Source organism: Candidatus Fermentibacter sp. (assembly GCA_030373045.1).
Taxonomy (GTDB): Bacteria; Fermentibacterota; Fermentibacteria; order Fermentibacterales; family Fermentibacteraceae; genus Fermentibacter.
The window spans coordinates 16851-32690 of the sequence record JAUCPW010000002.1; the positions used below are offsets into that span (position 1 = coordinate 16851).

At 67.4% G+C, this 15840-nt stretch carries 10 protein-coding genes; 5 read left to right on the forward strand and 5 right to left on the reverse strand.

What is annotated here, in order from left to right; translation table 11 throughout:
* Window positions 1–7: 7 nt before the first annotated feature.
* The 4 genes from nuoE (at window position 8) to QUS11_00195 (ending at window position 8540) form a co-directional block, all read left to right on the forward strand.
* Window positions 8–517 (forward strand): NADH-quinone oxidoreductase subunit NuoE, encoded by a 510-nt coding sequence (nuoE, locus tag QUS11_00180; GenBank protein MDM7991711.1) that lies wholly within the window; start codon window positions 8–10, stop codon window positions 515–517.
* The gene (locus tag QUS11_00185; GenBank protein MDM7991712.1) at window positions 514–2286 is read left to right on the forward strand and encodes an NADH-quinone oxidoreductase subunit NuoF; all 1773 of its coding nucleotides are present in this window, start codon (window positions 514–516) and stop codon (window positions 2284–2286) included. The genes nuoE and QUS11_00185 overlap by 4 nt, the downstream gene beginning before the upstream one ends.
* A gap of 6 nt (window positions 2287–2292) precedes the next feature.
* Window positions 2293–5985: an FAD-dependent oxidoreductase gene (locus tag QUS11_00190; GenBank protein ID MDM7991713.1), complete on the forward strand. Its 3693-nt coding sequence runs from the start codon at window positions 2293–2295 to the stop codon at window positions 5983–5985.
* Window positions 5986–6173: 188 nt separating this feature from the next.
* A complete protein-coding gene (locus QUS11_00195; GenBank protein MDM7991714.1) occupies window positions 6174–8540 on the forward strand; it encodes an outer membrane beta-barrel protein in 2367 nt (788 codons plus the stop codon).
* Between the two features lie 45 nt (window positions 8541–8585).
* Here QUS11_00195 and QUS11_00200 read toward each other — a convergent pair whose 3' ends face one another.
* Complete coding sequence (locus tag QUS11_00200) at window positions 8586–10064, reverse strand: radical SAM protein (GenBank protein MDM7991715.1); 1479 nt, start codon at window positions 10062–10064, stop codon at window positions 8586–8588.
* The gene (locus tag QUS11_00205; GenBank protein MDM7991716.1) at window positions 10061–11143 is read right to left on the reverse strand and encodes a radical SAM protein; all 1083 of its coding nucleotides are present in this window, start codon (window positions 11141–11143) and stop codon (window positions 10061–10063) included. Before QUS11_00205 ends, QUS11_00200 begins: the two co-directional genes overlap by 4 nt.
* A 125-nt stretch (window positions 11144–11268) precedes the next feature.
* On the opposite strand from QUS11_00205, the gene QUS11_00210 reads away from it, so the two are divergent.
* Complete coding sequence (locus tag QUS11_00210) at window positions 11269–12282, forward strand: glycosyltransferase family 2 protein (protein MDM7991717.1); 1014 nt, start codon at window positions 11269–11271, stop codon at window positions 12280–12282.
* Window positions 12283–12310: 28 nt separating this feature from the next.
* Here the strand turns inward: QUS11_00210 and QUS11_00215 are convergent, their stop codons facing one another.
* The 3 genes from QUS11_00215 to QUS11_00225 form a co-directional block, all read right to left on the reverse strand.
* Window positions 12311–13021 (reverse strand): glycosyltransferase family 2 protein, encoded by a 711-nt coding sequence (locus tag QUS11_00215; GenBank protein MDM7991718.1) that lies wholly within the window; start codon window positions 13019–13021, stop codon window positions 12311–12313.
* Between the two features lie 76 nt (window positions 13022–13097).
* A complete protein-coding gene (locus QUS11_00220; GenBank protein ID MDM7991719.1) occupies window positions 13098–14843 on the reverse strand; it encodes a hypothetical protein in 1746 nt (581 codons plus the stop codon).
* Window position 14844: 1 nt separating this feature from the next.
* Window positions 14845–15840 carry a glycosyltransferase gene (locus QUS11_00225; protein MDM7991720.1) on the reverse strand — a complete coding sequence of 332 codons (996 nt, stop codon included), beginning with the start codon at window positions 15838–15840 and terminating at the stop codon, window positions 14845–14847.

The window sequence follows — 15840 nt, forward strand, 5'->3', positions numbered from 1 at the left end:
AGCACCTATGGCCCAGGAATCGTTCAACTACAGGCTCTGGAGATACGACGGCGCCCCGGGCGAGCTGATCCCGCTGCTCCAGTCAGCCCAGGAGCACTTCGGGTACATCCCGAGGGGGGCGATAAGGCACATCTCCTCCGTGACGGGGGTGCCCGAGGCAGGCATCTACGGGGTCATCACCTTCTACAGCCAGTTCAGGCTGCAGCCGATGGGCCGGTATGTGATCAGGATCTGCGACGGGACGGCATGTCACGTCTCTGCTTCACGGCAGCTCCTCGACGCGATCAGGGACGAGCTCTCCATAGAGATAGGCGAGACCGACGCCGAGAGCCTCTTCACCCTCACCACGGTGGCCTGCCTCGGGTGCTGCTCCCTCGCGCCGGTGATGATGATCAACGACGAGACGTTCGGAAGGCTCACCCCGGCCGCGGTGAGGAAGATCCTGAAGGATTTCCGCCGCCGCCGCGACGCCGAAGGGAACGGATCGGCCGCCACCGGATGCGGGGTGGAGAATTGAAGAGGATCATCGTCGGAATGGGAACCTGCGGGCTCTCCGCGGGGGCGCAGGCTGCGTACGACGCGCTGAAGCCGCTCGCCGAAGGCTCCGACTGCGGGCTGTCCATCTCGGGCTGCATCGGGATGTGCTTCAGGGAGCCGCTGGTCGAGGTGCGCGACGGCGACAGGTGCTTCGTCTACGGAGAGGTGACCCCGGAGAGGGCCGTCGAGATCTGGAGGCGCCACGTCCAGGGCGGCGAGGTCGTCTCCGAGTGGGTGATCCACTCCAGGGGACCGGGGGTCGACGACGCCGGTACGGAGAAGGACTTCCTCTCGCTCCAGAAGAGGATCGTCCTGCGCAACTGCGGGATCATCGATCCCGAGTCCATCGCGGAGTACGAGGCGACCGGCGGCTATGCCGCCCTTCGGAGAGCGCTCTTCGAGATGACGCCCGGATCGATCATCCAGGAGATCAAGGACTCGGGGCTCAGGGGCAGGGGGGGCGGAGGGTTCCCGACCGGGCTCAAGTGGTCCCTCGCCGCGGCGAACCCTGGTGACGTCAAATACCTGGTCTGCAACGCCGACGAGGGCGACCCCGGGGCGTTCATGGACAGGTCGGTGCTCGAGAGCGACCCCCATTCGGTGCTCGAGGGCATGATGATCGCCGCCAGGGCGATCGGGACGTCGATCGGCTACGTCTACTGCCGCGCAGAGTATCCGCTTGCGATCAGGCGGCTCGAGAAGGCTCTGGCGGACGCCCGCGGCCGCGGATACCTGGGACGGGACATACTCGGCTCCGGCATGGACTTCGACATCACGATAAAGCAGGGGGCCGGGGCCTTCGTGTGCGGCGAGGAGACCGCCCTCTTCGCGTCGATCGAGGGCGAGCGCGGGATGCCGAGGATAAGGCCCCCGTTCCCTGCGGAGAAGGGCCTCTGGCGCAGACCCACCAACAACAACAACGTGGAGACATACGCCAACGTGCCCTGGATCATCGCGAACGGGTCGGCCGCCTTCGCTGCGATAGGCACCGAGAAGAGCAGGGGGACGAAGGTCTTCGCGCTCGCAGGCAGGGTGGCGAAGGGCGGCCTGGCCGAGGTCCCCATGGGGATGAGCATAAACGACCTCGTCTTCAGGATCGGCGGCGGCATCAAACAGGGCAGGGCGTTCAAGGCCGTCCAGATGGGCGGACCCTCCGGCGGGTGCATCCCCGCCTCGCTCGGCGACACGCCGGTGGACTTCGAGAACATCCCCAGGACGGGTGCGATCATGGGCTCGGGCGGGATGGTCGTGCTCGACGACACCACATGCATGGTGGAGATCGCAAGGTTCTTCCTCGAGTTCACCCAGAACGAGTCCTGCGGAAAGTGCACGTTCTGCAGGATAGGCACTCTCAGGATGCTGGAGGTGCTCGAGCGCATCACCAGGGGCGAGGGCACGCCGGAAGACCTCGGCCGGCTGGACGAGCTGGCGAGGAGGATCAAGGAGGCGAGCCTCTGCGCGCTGGGGCAGACCGCGCCCAACCCTGTCCTCAGCACGATGAGGTACTTCAGGGAGGAGTACGAGGCGCACATCGACCGCCACGCCTGCCCGGCGGGCAACTGCCTGGCGCTCGTGGAGTTCTCGATCGATCCCGCCCTCTGCACCGGCTGCACTCTCTGCGCGAGGAACTGCCCTGTCGGCGCGATCTCGGGCGAGAGGAAGCAGCCGCACAGGATCGACAAAGACAAGTGCGTGAAGTGCGGCAGGTGCATATCCAGCTGCAACTTCGGCGCCGTGAAGAAAGCGTAGGCCCTGATGGACACCGTCAAGCTGATCGTCAACGGGACGGAGGTCGAGGCCCGGCCGGGGCAGACGATTCTGGAAGTGGTACGCGAGCACGGACTGGACGACATCCCCACCCTGTGCCACTCCCCGGAGCTGGAACCGTACGGTTCATGCTTCGTGTGCGTGGTCGAGGTGAAGGGGAGGCCGGTTCTGGTCCCGTCCTGCGCCACGCGCGTGACCGACGGGATGGAGGTCGAGACCCGCAACGAGCGTGTCAGGGCCTCGCGGAAGACGGCTCTGGAGCTCCTCCTGTCCAACCACTACGCCGACTGCGTCTCGCCGTGCAAGCTCGGATGCCCCGCGGGGGTTGACGTCCAGGGCTATCTGGCCCTCGCCTCGATGGGCGAGACCAGGAAGGCCATCGACCTGATCCGCGAGAGCAACCCCCTGCCCGCCGTGTGCGGCAGGGTCTGCGTGCGCAAGTGCGAGGCGGTCTGCCGCAGGGCGGACGTGGACAGCCCGGTGGGAATCAACGCGGTGAAGCGCTACCTGACCGATGCTCCCGGAGTCTATGACGGCCCGGTCGAACGCGAACCGCTCAACGGGAAGAGCGTCGGGATAGTCGGCGGGGGCCCTGCCGGGCTCTCGGCGGCCTGGTTCCTCGGCAGGCACGGATACCGGGTGACGGTATACGAGATGATGGAGAAGGCCGGCGGGATGGTGCGGTACGGCATCCCCGAGTACCGGCTCCCCGACGAGGTCCTAGACCGGGAGATCGACTTCGTGACCCGTGCGGGAGTCGAGATCAGAACCGGCGTGAAGGTCGGCAGGGACATCCCCTTCGATGAACTGAGGAGGCTCCACGACGCCGTATTCGTCGCGGCAGGAGCCTGGGCGAGCAATCCCATGAAGGTCGACGGAGAGTTCACGACCGCGGGGGTCGTAGGGGGCATCGAGTTCCTGCGCGAGAAGTACCACGACAGGTCGGCCATCTCCGGCACCGTCGTCGTCGTGGGCGGCGGGAACACCGCCATGGACGTGGCGAGGACCGCATGGCGCCTGGGAGCCGACAAGGTGATCCTCCTCTACCGCAGGACCAGGGCGGAGATGCCGGCCGATCCCATGGAGATCGAGGATGCTCTGCACGAAGGCGTGGAGATCATGGAACTCGCCGCCCCCGCGGGCATCGGAGCCGTGGACGGAAGGCTCTCCTCGCTGCGCTGCATCAGGATGAAGCTCGGCGAGCCCGACTCCTCCGGGCGCAGGAGGCCGGTGCCGATGGAGGGCTCCGAGTTCGACCTGCCATGCGATCTGGCCGTGGCAGCCATCGGCCAGTCGCCCCTGCTGGAGGGGCTCGCCGGCTCCGACGGGCTCCCGGGCACGACCCGGTGGGGCACCGTCAGTGTGGACACCTCCACCATGAAGACGGACATCGACGGCGTATTCGCCGGTGGCGACGCAGCCGACGACGGCCCGACCGTGGTGATAGACGCGATAGCGGACGGGCGCACCGCCGCCCTGTCGATCCATGCATACCTCGGGGGAGGGGATCCCCCTCACCCGTTCATCGTCCGCAAGGACATGTGGTCCAAGCCCGGGAAGGCCGAGCTGGGCGACATCGCCGAGAGCCCCCGCCACGAGGTCCACATGCGGCCCGTCCCGGAGAGGGAGGGCAGCTTCTGCGAGGTGGCGACCGGTTTCGAATGGGAGGATGTCGTCCACGAAGGGGCGAAGTGCCTGTCCTGCGGGTGCCTGAGGTACGACGACTGCGATCTGAGGCTGCGAGCCGAAGAGTACGGGGCGGATGTGGCGCACTACTCCGGGCACGTTCGCAGGCACAGGCCGGACGACAGGCACCCCCACATCCTCTACGACCCCAACAAGTGCGTCCTCTGCGGCCGGTGCATCAGGACATGCGCCAGGGTACTGCCCGTCGCGGCCCTGGGGCTGGTCGGGCGCGGCTTCCGGACGGAGATGCGGCCCGCGATGAACGACCCCCTGGTGGAGACCAACTGCGTGAGCTGCGGGAACTGCGTCGATGCGTGCCCCACGGGTGCACTCACGGTCAAGCTCCCGTATCCCGGAAGGGCATGCCTCGAGGTCGTCGAGCGGGCCACCCGCTGCCCGGTCTGCTCGCTCCAGTGCGCGGTGAGGGTGATGTCGCACGGGCCCGCCCGCTACTACATCACCTCCTCCGGCGTGCCGGGCGACTACCTCTGCAGGTCCGGGCGCTTCGCGAACGAGCTCTTCATCTCGAGCAGGCGCATATCGGCCCCCTCCGTCAGGCGCGGAGCCGAAGCGGTCAGGACCGATGCCTGCACCGCCGTCCGTGAGGCCGTCGCCGGTCTCCGGAAGGCGGCAGCGGAGTACGGCCCCGGAGCCGTGGCGGTCTTCGTATCGGCGGAATCCACGGTGGAGGAGATGCACCTGGCCGCCCTGATAGCCAGGGAGGGCCTCGGGACGGGGAACATCGGCTCGATCGCAGCCTCCTGCTCTTCATACGACCCGGCGGCCCTGGACGGGATGCTCGGGTTCACCGCCTCCACGGCCGGCCGGGAGTCCCTGGCGCAGGCCGACCTGGTGATCTGCAGCAACACGAGCCTCGAGGGTGACCATCCCGTGCTGGCCGTGGACGTCCTCGAAGCGGTCCGGAAGAGGGGGGCCGGCCTGGTCGTGGTCAACTCGGCTCTCGACGACGCCGACCGCATCCTCTCGCGCGCGGTGCTCGACCCCGTAAGGGGAACGGCCTCCGTCCTCTGGGCCGGCATCGTGCGCAGCCTCGCCGAAACGGGCGCAGTAACGGAGGAGGCGGTCGCATCCGTCCCGGGCGGCGCGGAGTTCTTCTCGAGCCTGGGGCGCACCTTCGAGGAGGTCTGTGCCATGGCCGGGGTCGATCCCGGCTCCGCGAGGGCCGTCGTGGATGCAGTGGCCGGTTCATCCCGCATGGTGATCGTCCACACGCCCGACAGGGCGCGCGACAGGGCCAGGGGCGACCTCGAGATCCTGGCGGGGCTCGCGGTGCTGGCCAACGCGTCGGGCAGGCGTGCGGACATCCTGCTGCCGAGGATACTGCCGAACGGCGCCGCCCTCGAGGTGGCCGGAGCGTCTCCGGCGTTCCTGCCGGGGCGAAGACCGTCCGGAGCGGGGCATGCGGACCTCGCCCGGGCGCTCGGGGACGGCTCGACAAGGGCGGCCCTCGTGATCGGCGAGGACCCGCTCGGCATCGACCGCACGGCCGCCTGGTTCGGGAACGTCGAATTCCTAGTGGCCTTGGACTGGGCCTCGACGGAGACGACCCGCGCCGCGGACGTAGTGCTGCCCGGATCGACCGGGCTGGAAGGATCGGGCACCAGGCTCGACTTCACCGGCGCGGCAAGGACGTTCGGCAGGGCGGTCGAGCCGCCCGCAGGGATCGGTACGGCTGGAGCGCTGGCCATGATCGCCGGGGAATGCGGCATCGCAGCCGACGCGGAGGCGATCGGTGCATCCGTCAGGGAGGCGCTCGAGGCCGGATCCGCCGGCATGGCCGGGTTCTACTGGAACGATGGGGTGCATCCCGTCTGGGATGGAAAGGGCAGGCTCGGGCCGGTCGAGACGGGGTTCGAGCCCGGCAGGCTCTGCCCGCCGCTGACGGTGACAGCCCAGTACAGGGCCGGGATCGCCGGGGTCGGCGACGCCCGCTACCGCGTCGCGGGCGGTGTCAGAGGAAAAAACGTCAAGTAAGCAGAATGGCGGCATATGTCGCCGGAATACTCCGGAGAACTGAGTGACAGTACGAGCATAACATCAAGTGCAACAATAACATATGCTGCATGTACATTCTTGACGCGCAATCATATGGCGGGCTTATTGGAAAGAGGTGATTACTTTACATTCTTTCCTCTGACACCGGACTGAAATGGGGGGGCGAGATGATCGTGATTCTGTGCTGTGCAATGCTGGCGGCATCGGGAGGCGAAACCGCCCCGACCTCAGCCGTCGTTCCACAGGACTCGGTCGCAGCGATCGCCGGCCTTCCGGCCCTCGTCGAGGAGAACCCGGGTCCCGTGCCCGGGTTCGCATCGGCCCTCGACGGGATGCACTACCGCGGCTGCCAGACCGGAGGGATCGCGTCGCTTCTCGACGGATACCCGACCTGGTCGGCTCTTGCTGGAGAATCCTTCCTTTCCGCCCCGGCGGCGGCCGTCGAGAGGGAGGCCATCCTTGCAGGCGGCCGGGCCGGAGGGGTCTTCTCGGGCCTGTCGGGCGCGACCGCCATCATCACCAGTTCGCCCGATTCCCCCGGGATGTCCGGTGAGGTCGATTTCGGGATGGGTTCCATGGTGACCGGCGACATGACGCCTCTCTGGCACCCTTTCGTCCCGTCTCACGAGACGCGCCCCCTGCTCGAGGACTGCCTCACCGCCTCCGCCGCGGTCGAGGGGGCCGCCGAGGGCGTGCTGCCGGGCCTGACCACCGTGCTCGTCTCCGGCGAGTTCGTCACGTCGGAACCCGCCGACGCCGACGAAGGGTCCTGGCGCGATAACTGGGACAACAACGGCTACGACAGATGGAACGGCCTCGCGAAACTCGGCTGGATCAGGTCGGAATCGTTCGAGGCCGGCATCACCTTCGCCCTCCACGAGAGGGAACGGGGCTGGTCGGACTGGTCCTGGAGCAGGTTCGAGGATCTCTATATCGATACGGACACGACATCGTCGACCTTCGGAGACACTCTCGCGGGTGGAGTCGGGATCGACTGCTCACTCCCGACCCGCTACGACGAGGGATCGCTCGTAGGGCTGGATGCGAGCTTCGGCCTCGGCCAGGCCGGAACCCTCGGCGCCTCCCTCGCGGTGACCGGATCGCGGGTCTACACGAGGATCGACGACCCCGCGGGAGGATACCTGGGCGAAGGCTTCGACGAGGAGGAATGGGGGTACTACACCCCTCCGGCGCTCCTCCTCGACTCCGACGGCTTCGTCCGAAGCGGAGTGCACGACCTCCTCTGGTTCGACTCCGAGGACGACGCCCTCTCCGCCGGGCTCGACTGGAGCCTGACCTCCGGGCGGCATTCCCTGACAGCGGGTTCCGGCCTGATGCTCCACGACATCTCGGAGACCTGCGTCACGCTGCTGGACTCCCAGACCACGGTGGCCTGGCAGGAGTGGGCGGCCTCCCCCACGGAGGGGTTCCTCGCAGTCCGTGACGCGATCGACCTGAACCGCGATCTCGCGGTCACCCCGGGGCTGCGGCTGGGGTACTTCGACCCCGCATTCGACTTCACGGAGGAGCCCGGCATCGTCATGCCCGGTGCGAACACGGGCGGCCCGCTGCCCGGCGGGAGCCTCTCGACCGAAGCCTCCGCGAAGACCTGGCTGGACATGTCCCTCGCGATCGTCCAGGACCTCGACACCCATCATTCCGTCACAGTCGAATACTCCCGCGTTTCCAGGATGCCGCGCTTCGTTTTCCTCTACCCCGGGACCGACTCGATCCTCGTGAGCGAAGGCCAGTACGTGGGCAATCCCGACCTCGACCCCGAGGTATGCACCGATATCTCGCTGGGGCTCTCCAGGACCTGCCCCGGCCGCGGCGAGATGGGAGTGTCGGTCTACTACCGCACCATGGACGATCTGGTGAGGACCGAGCTGCGGGAGGACCCCGCCCAGGGCTCGTACCGCCAGTTCGACAACGGGGCGACAGCCACCGTGCAGGGCCTCGAGGTCTCCCATCGTGCAGGCCTGTCCGACTGGCTGGCCTGGTCCGCCACATACACGCTGAGCAAGGCAGAGGGCACTTGGTCGGTGCTGCAGCAGCCCGCCGGCTACGAGTGGGTGACGCCCTGGATCTCCGAGACCGACGAGTTCCCCCTGGAATGGGACCGCAGACACTCCCTCGACCTGTCCCTCGCGGGCGAGTTCCCCGGCCGCTTCGGCGCCCTGGGCGGCCTCGGAGCGGAGCTGGCATGGAGCTACGCGAGCGGATTCCCGCTGGATACCTCGTATTACGGCGAGGCTCCGGCCACGAGGAACTCGGAGCGATACCCCGACATGACCAGGCTCGACGCCTCCGTCTGGAAGGAGCACAGGCTGGGCGGGCTCGACCTGACCCTGAGGCTCGACGTCGTGAACCTGTCCCAGGAGAGGAACATCGCCCGGGTGGTGGACACGGAGTGGTACTTCGCGGAGCTCGGGGGTGACGGGGATTACGACATGGATCCGACCGGCCCCATGGGCAACAGCCACGCGTTCGCCTCACCGAGGCACTTCATGCTGGGGCTCTCGATCGGCTGGTAGGAACGGCCGCCGGAACCGGGATCGGGCGCGCCCGCGCGGGACCGCTCAGGCCCGCGGGCGCGTCTCGCCCAGGAAGGGCCTCGCGTACCTGTCCCAGAAGTCGGCGAAGAACCTGTACACGGTCATGTCGCCCTTCATCCTGAACCTGCGCGTCAGCACCGACAGCACGTTCCCGGCAAGCTTCCCGGGATGCAGCGCTAGCTTGATCAGCGCGAACTGGACGTACACCCAGATCCTCGCCGCCGTGATGAGCCTGTAGTTGTCCCGCCAGGTCGGAGAGAAGTTGATGTCCTCGTATTCGATGCCGTCCGGCTTCAGATCCGCCACGCCGGTCTCCGGCAGGGGGGTCAGCATGAAGGTCACGACCTCGTCGAGCCCTGACGCCGCGAGCTTCCTGATGTAGGAGTAGGTCAGCCTCCTGTCGGCCCGCTCCTCGCCCGGGAAGCCGAGCACGAAGTTGCAGTTCACCTTGATGCCCAGCTCGCCGCACCATCTCACGACGTCGTGGACGTGGTCCAGGTCGACGCTCTTGTTCATCAGGCCAAGCACCCTCTGCGAGCCCGACTCGGGGGAGAGGGCGAAGTAGCAGCACCCCGACCTCCTCAGGAGGAGGAGCTCCTCGTAGCCGACCGTCTCGGCCTTGATGCCCGAGGGGAAGCAGTAGGTGTACCTCCTGCCCCTTCGCAGGAGCTCGAGGGCGAATTCCCTGGTCCGGCTCCGCGAGAGCGAGAAGTTCTCGTCCTGTATGTGGAAGTCGGATACGCCGTACCTGTCGTGGTAATGGTCCATCTCGTCGACGATGCGGCGCGGGCTCTTGGCCATCCACTTCCCGCCCCACATCTTCGGAGTCTGGCAGAAGGCGCAGGCATGCGGGCACCCCCGGCTCGTGAACATGTTGATGTACCTGCCGGACACCACCGGGCCGTGGGCGTAGTGGAGCTTCCAGTAGGTCTCGAGCGGGATGGAATCGTAGTCGCCGAACGGCAGGTCCTCGATGGGGCAGACCCTCGGCGTGCGGGGCGACTCGATCCCCGCGCCGTATATGCCGTCGAGGGCGAACTTCGTACCCTTCTCGATGCAGTCTATCAGGAGCGGCAGCCGATGCTCCCCCTCGCCCTGGAGGACGAAGTCGGCTCCGGCCTCGAGGAACGGCTCGACGCAGAACGTGGTGTGGTATCCCCCGACCACGATCGTGGCTCCCGGGAAGCGCTTCCGGGATTCCTCGACGAGCGCGATGCTGTTGCCGTGTTCCAGGGTGCAGTGCACCGATATGCCGATCATCCCGGTGCCTTCGCGGATCAGCGCGACAGCTTCGGCGGGCGTGAGGCCCCTCGCCTCGAACCTGTCCTTGTAGGGCATGAATCTCGCCGGTGCGAGCCCGTACGAGTCCACCACCGAGACGTCGTGTCCACGGTTCTTCAGCACGGCGGCGAGGTACGCGAGGTTCGACGGCATGCCTGGGGTGGAGCCGAAGGGGCTGTTCTTCAGGTTCACCACGGGCGGCCTGAGCAGTGCGACTCTCATCTCCGCCTGTTCCTCCCCATGCTCTCGCGCACGGTGCCCGCCAGGAGGGGGAGCCACTTCCGGGGCGAGAAGACGATCGCCGTGGAGAGCGAGCATTCCCAGGTGCACGTGCATCGCTCCCGCCTGATGGAACGGATGGCTTCCACGGCAGTCCGCGATTCCAGTATCGGTGCGAAGCGGAAGCCGGATTCGCGCACGTTTCCCAGGACGATCCCGCGCGGTTCGCAGAGCCTCAGCCGCCCGACCTCGTCAAGGACGACGATCCTGCGGCCGGCGGGGCATGCAGGGCCCGGACGGCCTCCGAGGATGTCGCGGACCGAGGCTGTGTACCCGTTGTTCAGGGCCCTGAAGAATGCGCTCAGGGGGCGCTTTTCGCGCCTCCTGCCCTCGTCGCGGAATTTCGCGTGCTCCCTCACGAAAGCCTGCGGATCTATCCCCGGAGCACATGTGGACGGCCATTCGGGCCTCAGGAGATGGACCTCGTGGTTGTCGGGCCGGATCTCCGCCGCCACCCATCCCCGCAGTTCGTCCATGCAGCCGCTGTTCGAAGGCATGTAGACGGAGACGACGTCCATGGAGAAGTTGTGCGTGTCCTCCCGGAGGGCCCGGAACCTCGTTGCGGTTTCGCGTACCTTGTCGAGGCATCCCGGGACACCGCGCTGCCCGTCATGTCTGCCGTCCGGGAAGTCGATGCTGAGAGCCCCCCTGAAGTGCACTCCGGGGAAGCCGGCCGTGAGCTTCCTGAAGAGGGCCTCCGAGCGGTCGGGCGAGAGGCCGTTGGACGGTACGTTCACGTATCTGACCCCGGCATTGCTTATGTAGAGGCCGATGATCTCGAAGAGATCCTCCCTCAGGACCGGTTCGCCCCCGGACAGGAGGAGATAGGGTATCCTGCCGCAGCCCTTCGATATCCTTCCGTGCTCGTCGAGCGTGAGCTCGGACGAGGGGTCGGCCCTCCGGACCTCGTCGGCGTAGAAGCAGAAGCCGCACCTGGCGTTGCATCTCGCCGTGGCGACCAGTATCAGGAACATCGGCTGCTTTGCGTTCATGAGCGCCGGCAGCGCGCCGAGGATGTTCATACAACTCCAGTGACCGGCCGGTGGGCGGCAGTGGACGACTGGTTCCGAAGGGGCGCGGGCCGTATTCCGGTCCCCCCCATGAAGAATATAATACGTCACCGACGCCCTTTCTGGAAGGGATCCAGATGTCAGTCCGCATCAGTGCAGTGATACCGGCCTGGAAAGCCTCGTCGACCCTGGCGGACTGCCTGGGGTCCCTCGCCAGGCAGAACGCGCCCCTCTGCGAGATCATCGTGGTCGATGACGACTCGCCCGACGACACCGCCTCCCTGGCCGAGGGGCTGGGCGCGAGGGTCGTCAGGCTGCCGCGCAACATGGGCCCCGCAAGGGCCAGGAACGAGGGGGTGGCGGCAGCCTCGGGGAATGTGATCCTGTTCGTGGATTCCGACGTGGCCGTTCCCGAGGGTCTCGTGGAAGCGATCCACGCACGTTTCGAGGATCCGGCCGTCTCGGCGGTGCAGACCCTGTACACCCCCTCCTGCCCCGCCTCCGGTCTGGTCTCCCGCTACCAGAACTTCTACTACCACCATGCCCTGGCGCGCGTAAGGGAGGAGAGCACCGCCATCTTCGCGACCTGGTGCGCGGCGGTGAGGAAGGACCTGTTCGAGAGACTCGGCGGCTTCAACACCGACATCCCCGAGCCCACGGTCGAGGACGAGGAGTTCGGGTACGCGATCGCCGATGCCGGAGGCAGGATCATGCTCGACAAGTCCCTGCAGGTCGTTCACATGGCCGCATACGACCTCCGCGGATTCGCAAGGCGCCGCATGAGGATGGCCAGGGCCCAGGCCAAGAGCGGCCTGCGCCAGGTCCGCGACAGGCTCTTCGCCAGGTACATCAACGTGCACGAGACCGGAACCCACCACAGCAGGCTCGTCGTGGCGTCCATCCTCATGATGCCCCTCTCCCTGGCGTTCGCGGTCGCCGCGATCCCGTGCGGGCCCTCCATGCTCGCTCCGTCGTCGCTTCTCTTCACATCCGCGATGCTCTGCCACCTGGACTTCTTCGGGAAGGCCTCGAGGCAGTTCGGCCCGGGGATACTTCCGGGCTTCGCGCTCATGTGCGCGGCCGACATGCTGATCCTGGCGTGGGGCATCATGCGGGGGACGGCGAGCTTCGTGCTCGGGAGGCGCTACTAGCTGAAGCCCGGCGTGCCGCCGGGCGGGATCAGATCCTCCCCGCGATGAACTTGAGCATCGTGTGCAGCACCGTGAATCCGTACGGGATGGGCTTCAGGCTGGAGTAGCCCTCGCCGTGGAGCGTGGGGATGGGCACCTCGCGTATCGACAGCTTCTTGCGTATCGCTCCTGCGAGCATCTCGGAATCGAAGTTGAAGGTGTCGGAGTAGCCGCGGTAGGGGATCGTCTCCAGCGCCTTCCTGCTGTAGGCCTTGTATCCGCTGTGGTAGCTCGACAGGTCGGCCCTGAAGACGATGTTCTCGAGCCTGTTGAGCACGATCGTCCCCCAGTACCTTGTCTGGGACATCCCGCCCTCGCGCATGTCGCCGTACATCGTCCTGCTCCCGCCGACCACGTCGACGCCCTCGTGCAGCGGCGCGAGCATGGCCATCAGGAAGCCGGGCGGGTACTGGCCGTCGGAGTGCAGCATTACCGCCCCGCCGGCTCCGTGCTCCCGGGCCCAGTCGAAGGCCGTCTTCTGCGCGGCTCCGTACCCCCTGTTCACGGGGTGGTCGACGACGGTGACCTTGGTGAACTCCGCGGACAGATCCCGGGCCCTGTCGCCCGTGCCGTCGCTGGAGCCGTCGTTCACTACGAGCAGGGCGTCGATTGCATCCCAGGCCTCGGAAGGGATGTTCCTGAGGACGCCTTCGATGAACCGACCCGTGTTGTATGCGGGCATGAAGCAGATGTGATCCATCACCCGGGCCTTCCTGTCTCTCGGTAGGGATGCGGGAAGCTACTCCAGTCCTCCCCGCGGCGCAAGGATCCGATGTTCACGGATCGTCGGCCGAGGAGTTCGACGGAGCCCAGCCGGGCCTGAGATCCCTCTCGGCCGTCAGCCCGGCTGCCCTGGCCCGTGTCCATGGCTCGATGCGGGCCTCGCCACCCTCCATCCAGAACAGGTAGGCGTTCCTGCCCGAAAAGACCGACTCCATGGCCGCCAGATCGTCCCCGGGCGACTGGTGGGCGCAGAAGACGAAGTCGCCGTCGAGGAAGGGGTCCGTGGCCAGGAGACCGCTCACTATGTTCGGATAGCCGTGCTCCGATGCCTCCATGAAGATGACCGCGGGCGGCCTGGCCGCACTCTCCGCCGCTTCGGCCGGGATCGTGTCGATGGCCTGCCAGGGGCCGCTCCGGAGCGCGATCCCGTCCGGCAGGTACACCGGCAGGGTCGCGAACGCGAACAGCCCGGCCACGGCATACACGGCGCGGCAGCCCCATCGGCCGGCGGCCTTCGACAGGCCGGCGGCGCAGAGCAGCGCGAAGCAGGGGAGAGCGGTGTAGTAGTGCCTAGGCCCGTAGTCTATCGAGGCGGAGTAGTGCAGCATCATGAACGGGGCGAACACGGCGATCGAACCTGCGGCCAGCGCCCACTTCCGCCTCTCCCGGCCGTCCATGAACGCGAACAGCGGAGGCAGGAGGGACAGGAACGGCCAGCCCAGGAGGATGGTGCTCCCCGCTCCCGCCTGCTTCGCGAGGTTCATCAGGCCTCTCAGCGGGGTATGCGCCCGGTCTCCGTATTCCGGGAACCAGGCCCTTTCCGGGCCGAATCCTATGAGACTGCCCCCCCTCGCGAGGTCGTAGGCGGGGGTCAGACAGTCACCGGTGTAGAAGCGGTTGGCCGCCAGAAGGAACAGGACGGGTGGAAGGGCGCCGGCCGCGATCCTCGCGAGGGCCGGGAAGGCGCGGGATCGGAGTGTGGATATCAGCCCGACTGTGATCGTGACGGCCCATGGCAGGACGGTGTACGGCTTGGTGCAGAGCGAAAGCCCGAGAAGGAATCCCGCCGCGGCCTGGAGCCGGCCCGCCCCTGCCGTGCCGCGTACGCTCCTCACGATCAGGTACAGCGCCCAGACCACGAGCGCGAGCTCGGTATTGTGGGCCATGTGGGTGGGGGCCATGAAGAGGAGGAAGGGGGACAGGGCCATGAACAGGAGGGCGGTCCTGGCCACCGTTCTCCCGGCCAGGCTCCTGAAGAGGAGGAATGCGCCGGCCAGGGCGAGTACGCCCTCGAGGGGGCCCAGCAGCGGGCTGATGCCCGCCCTGGTGAACGGGGCCATCACGAGGGCGTGCAGAGGGGTGTACATCGTGAACCACATCCCGTCGTGGAACACGAAGTGCCTGAACGGGAAGAGGTCCCTCGGGCACTCGACGCCCGGGACGGGGGCCGCGGCCTCTCCCCTGGCGTAGATCATGCTCTGGAAGTAGTAGGCAGCCTCGTCCCCGCCCGAGGGTATCCCGTCGAACGGCCCCAGGGCCATCCAGACGGTGAACACGAGCACCGGAACCGAAACCGCCGCAAGGAACGCGGCGTCGCCCGGGCCGTCGATGATCCTCCTGGCCAGGTCCATCGGCCTGCGCTCGCCGCGCAGCGAGGCGGCGAACAGCAGCGCCGCGGGAACCAGGGTGACGAACTGGACAGCCTTGTCGGCAGGACCCGAAAGCCTGGAGCCCGAGCCGGCATAGACCGCGAAGGCCGCCAGGAGCACCGCGCAGGCGATGAGTGGAACCGGCCTCAAGTCAGTACCTCCTGCCGGCGAGCGCGGCCGCGGCCGCCGAGAGCGAGGCCGGGGCTATCAGCGCGAGATCGGGCCAGAGCAGGAAGCCCGCCCTGAACCCCCTCGAACCGCCTGCCCTCGCAATGCCTGCCAGGAAGGGGATCTGCACCGTGATCAGGGCCGCCAGGCTGCCCAGGGCGGCATACAGCCCCCATCCGACCCCGAAGGCATAAAGGGCCGCCAGGGCTGCCGCGAGCCACGGCAGCACCGCGCCGGCGAGCACCGGAAGCATCTCGCCGAAGCCCGCGACGCTGATCGAGGGGGCTCCCCTGTCCCGCCCGCGGCGCATGATGTAGAGGGCCTTCGCCCTCATCATCCTCCACTCGTAGGCGAGGAGCGAGGGCACGTCGTACTCCCTGAGATGATAGACCTCGATCTCCGGGGCGATCGCGATCCTCCCGCCGAGGGCCCAGAGCCTCTCCGAGAAGTCCGCGTCCTCTATCGTCGCGCCCCTGATGTTCTCGTCGAAGCCGCCCAGCTCGGCGAACCGCGCACGGGTGACGGCGAAGAAGAAGGTGCCGCACCCCTTGATATGGGGCCCCCTGATCCTCCGGGTGAAGGTGTAGTGGTAGTAGAAGTTCTTGTAGAACGTCGCGGCGCCCCTGCCCGGAGCATCCGGGCCGTACACGGCCTGGACCGCGTCGGCTCCGTCCATCCTGTCCTCGAGCATCCCCCTCCAGCCGGCCGGGGGCACCGCATCCGCGTCGAGGAAGAGGATCCAGGCAGTCTCCGCCAGTCTCCCGCCTGTGTTCCTGGCGCATGCAGCGCCGGGGCCTCCCGCGGAGGGGACCGTCTCGATCCCCATGGAGCCGAGCAGTTCCCGTGACCCGTCGGATGACCTGTCGTCCACGGCGATGATCCGGTCACCCGGGAGCAGGCCCTCCAGGGCGGCGCCTGCTGCCCTCCCGAGGGTCGATGCTCCGTCGTGGACAGGGATTACGACAGTGACCGAAGGCAC

Excerpts from the sequence above, each read along its gene's own strand:
- nuoE (MDM7991711.1), top strand. The coding sequence starts at position 8 with ATGGCCCAGGAATCGTTCAACTACAGGCTCTGGAGATACGACGGCGCC.
- QUS11_00190 (MDM7991713.1), top strand. The coding sequence starts at position 2,293 with ATGGACACCGTCAAGCTGATCGTCAACGGGACGGAGGTCGAGGCCCGG.
- QUS11_00195 (MDM7991714.1), top strand. The coding sequence starts at position 6,174 with ATGATCGTGATTCTGTGCTGTGCAATGCTGGCGGCATCGGGAGGCGAA.
- QUS11_00200 (MDM7991715.1), bottom strand. The coding sequence starts at position 10,064 with ATGAGAGTCGCACTGCTCAGGCCGCCCGTGGTGAACCTGAAGAACAGC.
- QUS11_00205 (MDM7991716.1), bottom strand. The coding sequence starts at position 11,143 with ATGAACATCCTCGGCGCGCTGCCGGCGCTCATGAACGCAAAGCAGCCG.
- QUS11_00210 (MDM7991717.1), top strand. The coding sequence starts at position 11,269 with ATGTCAGTCCGCATCAGTGCAGTGATACCGGCCTGGAAAGCCTCGTCG.
- QUS11_00215 (MDM7991718.1), bottom strand. The coding sequence starts at position 13,021 with ATGGATCACATCTGCTTCATGCCCGCATACAACACGGGTCGGTTCATC.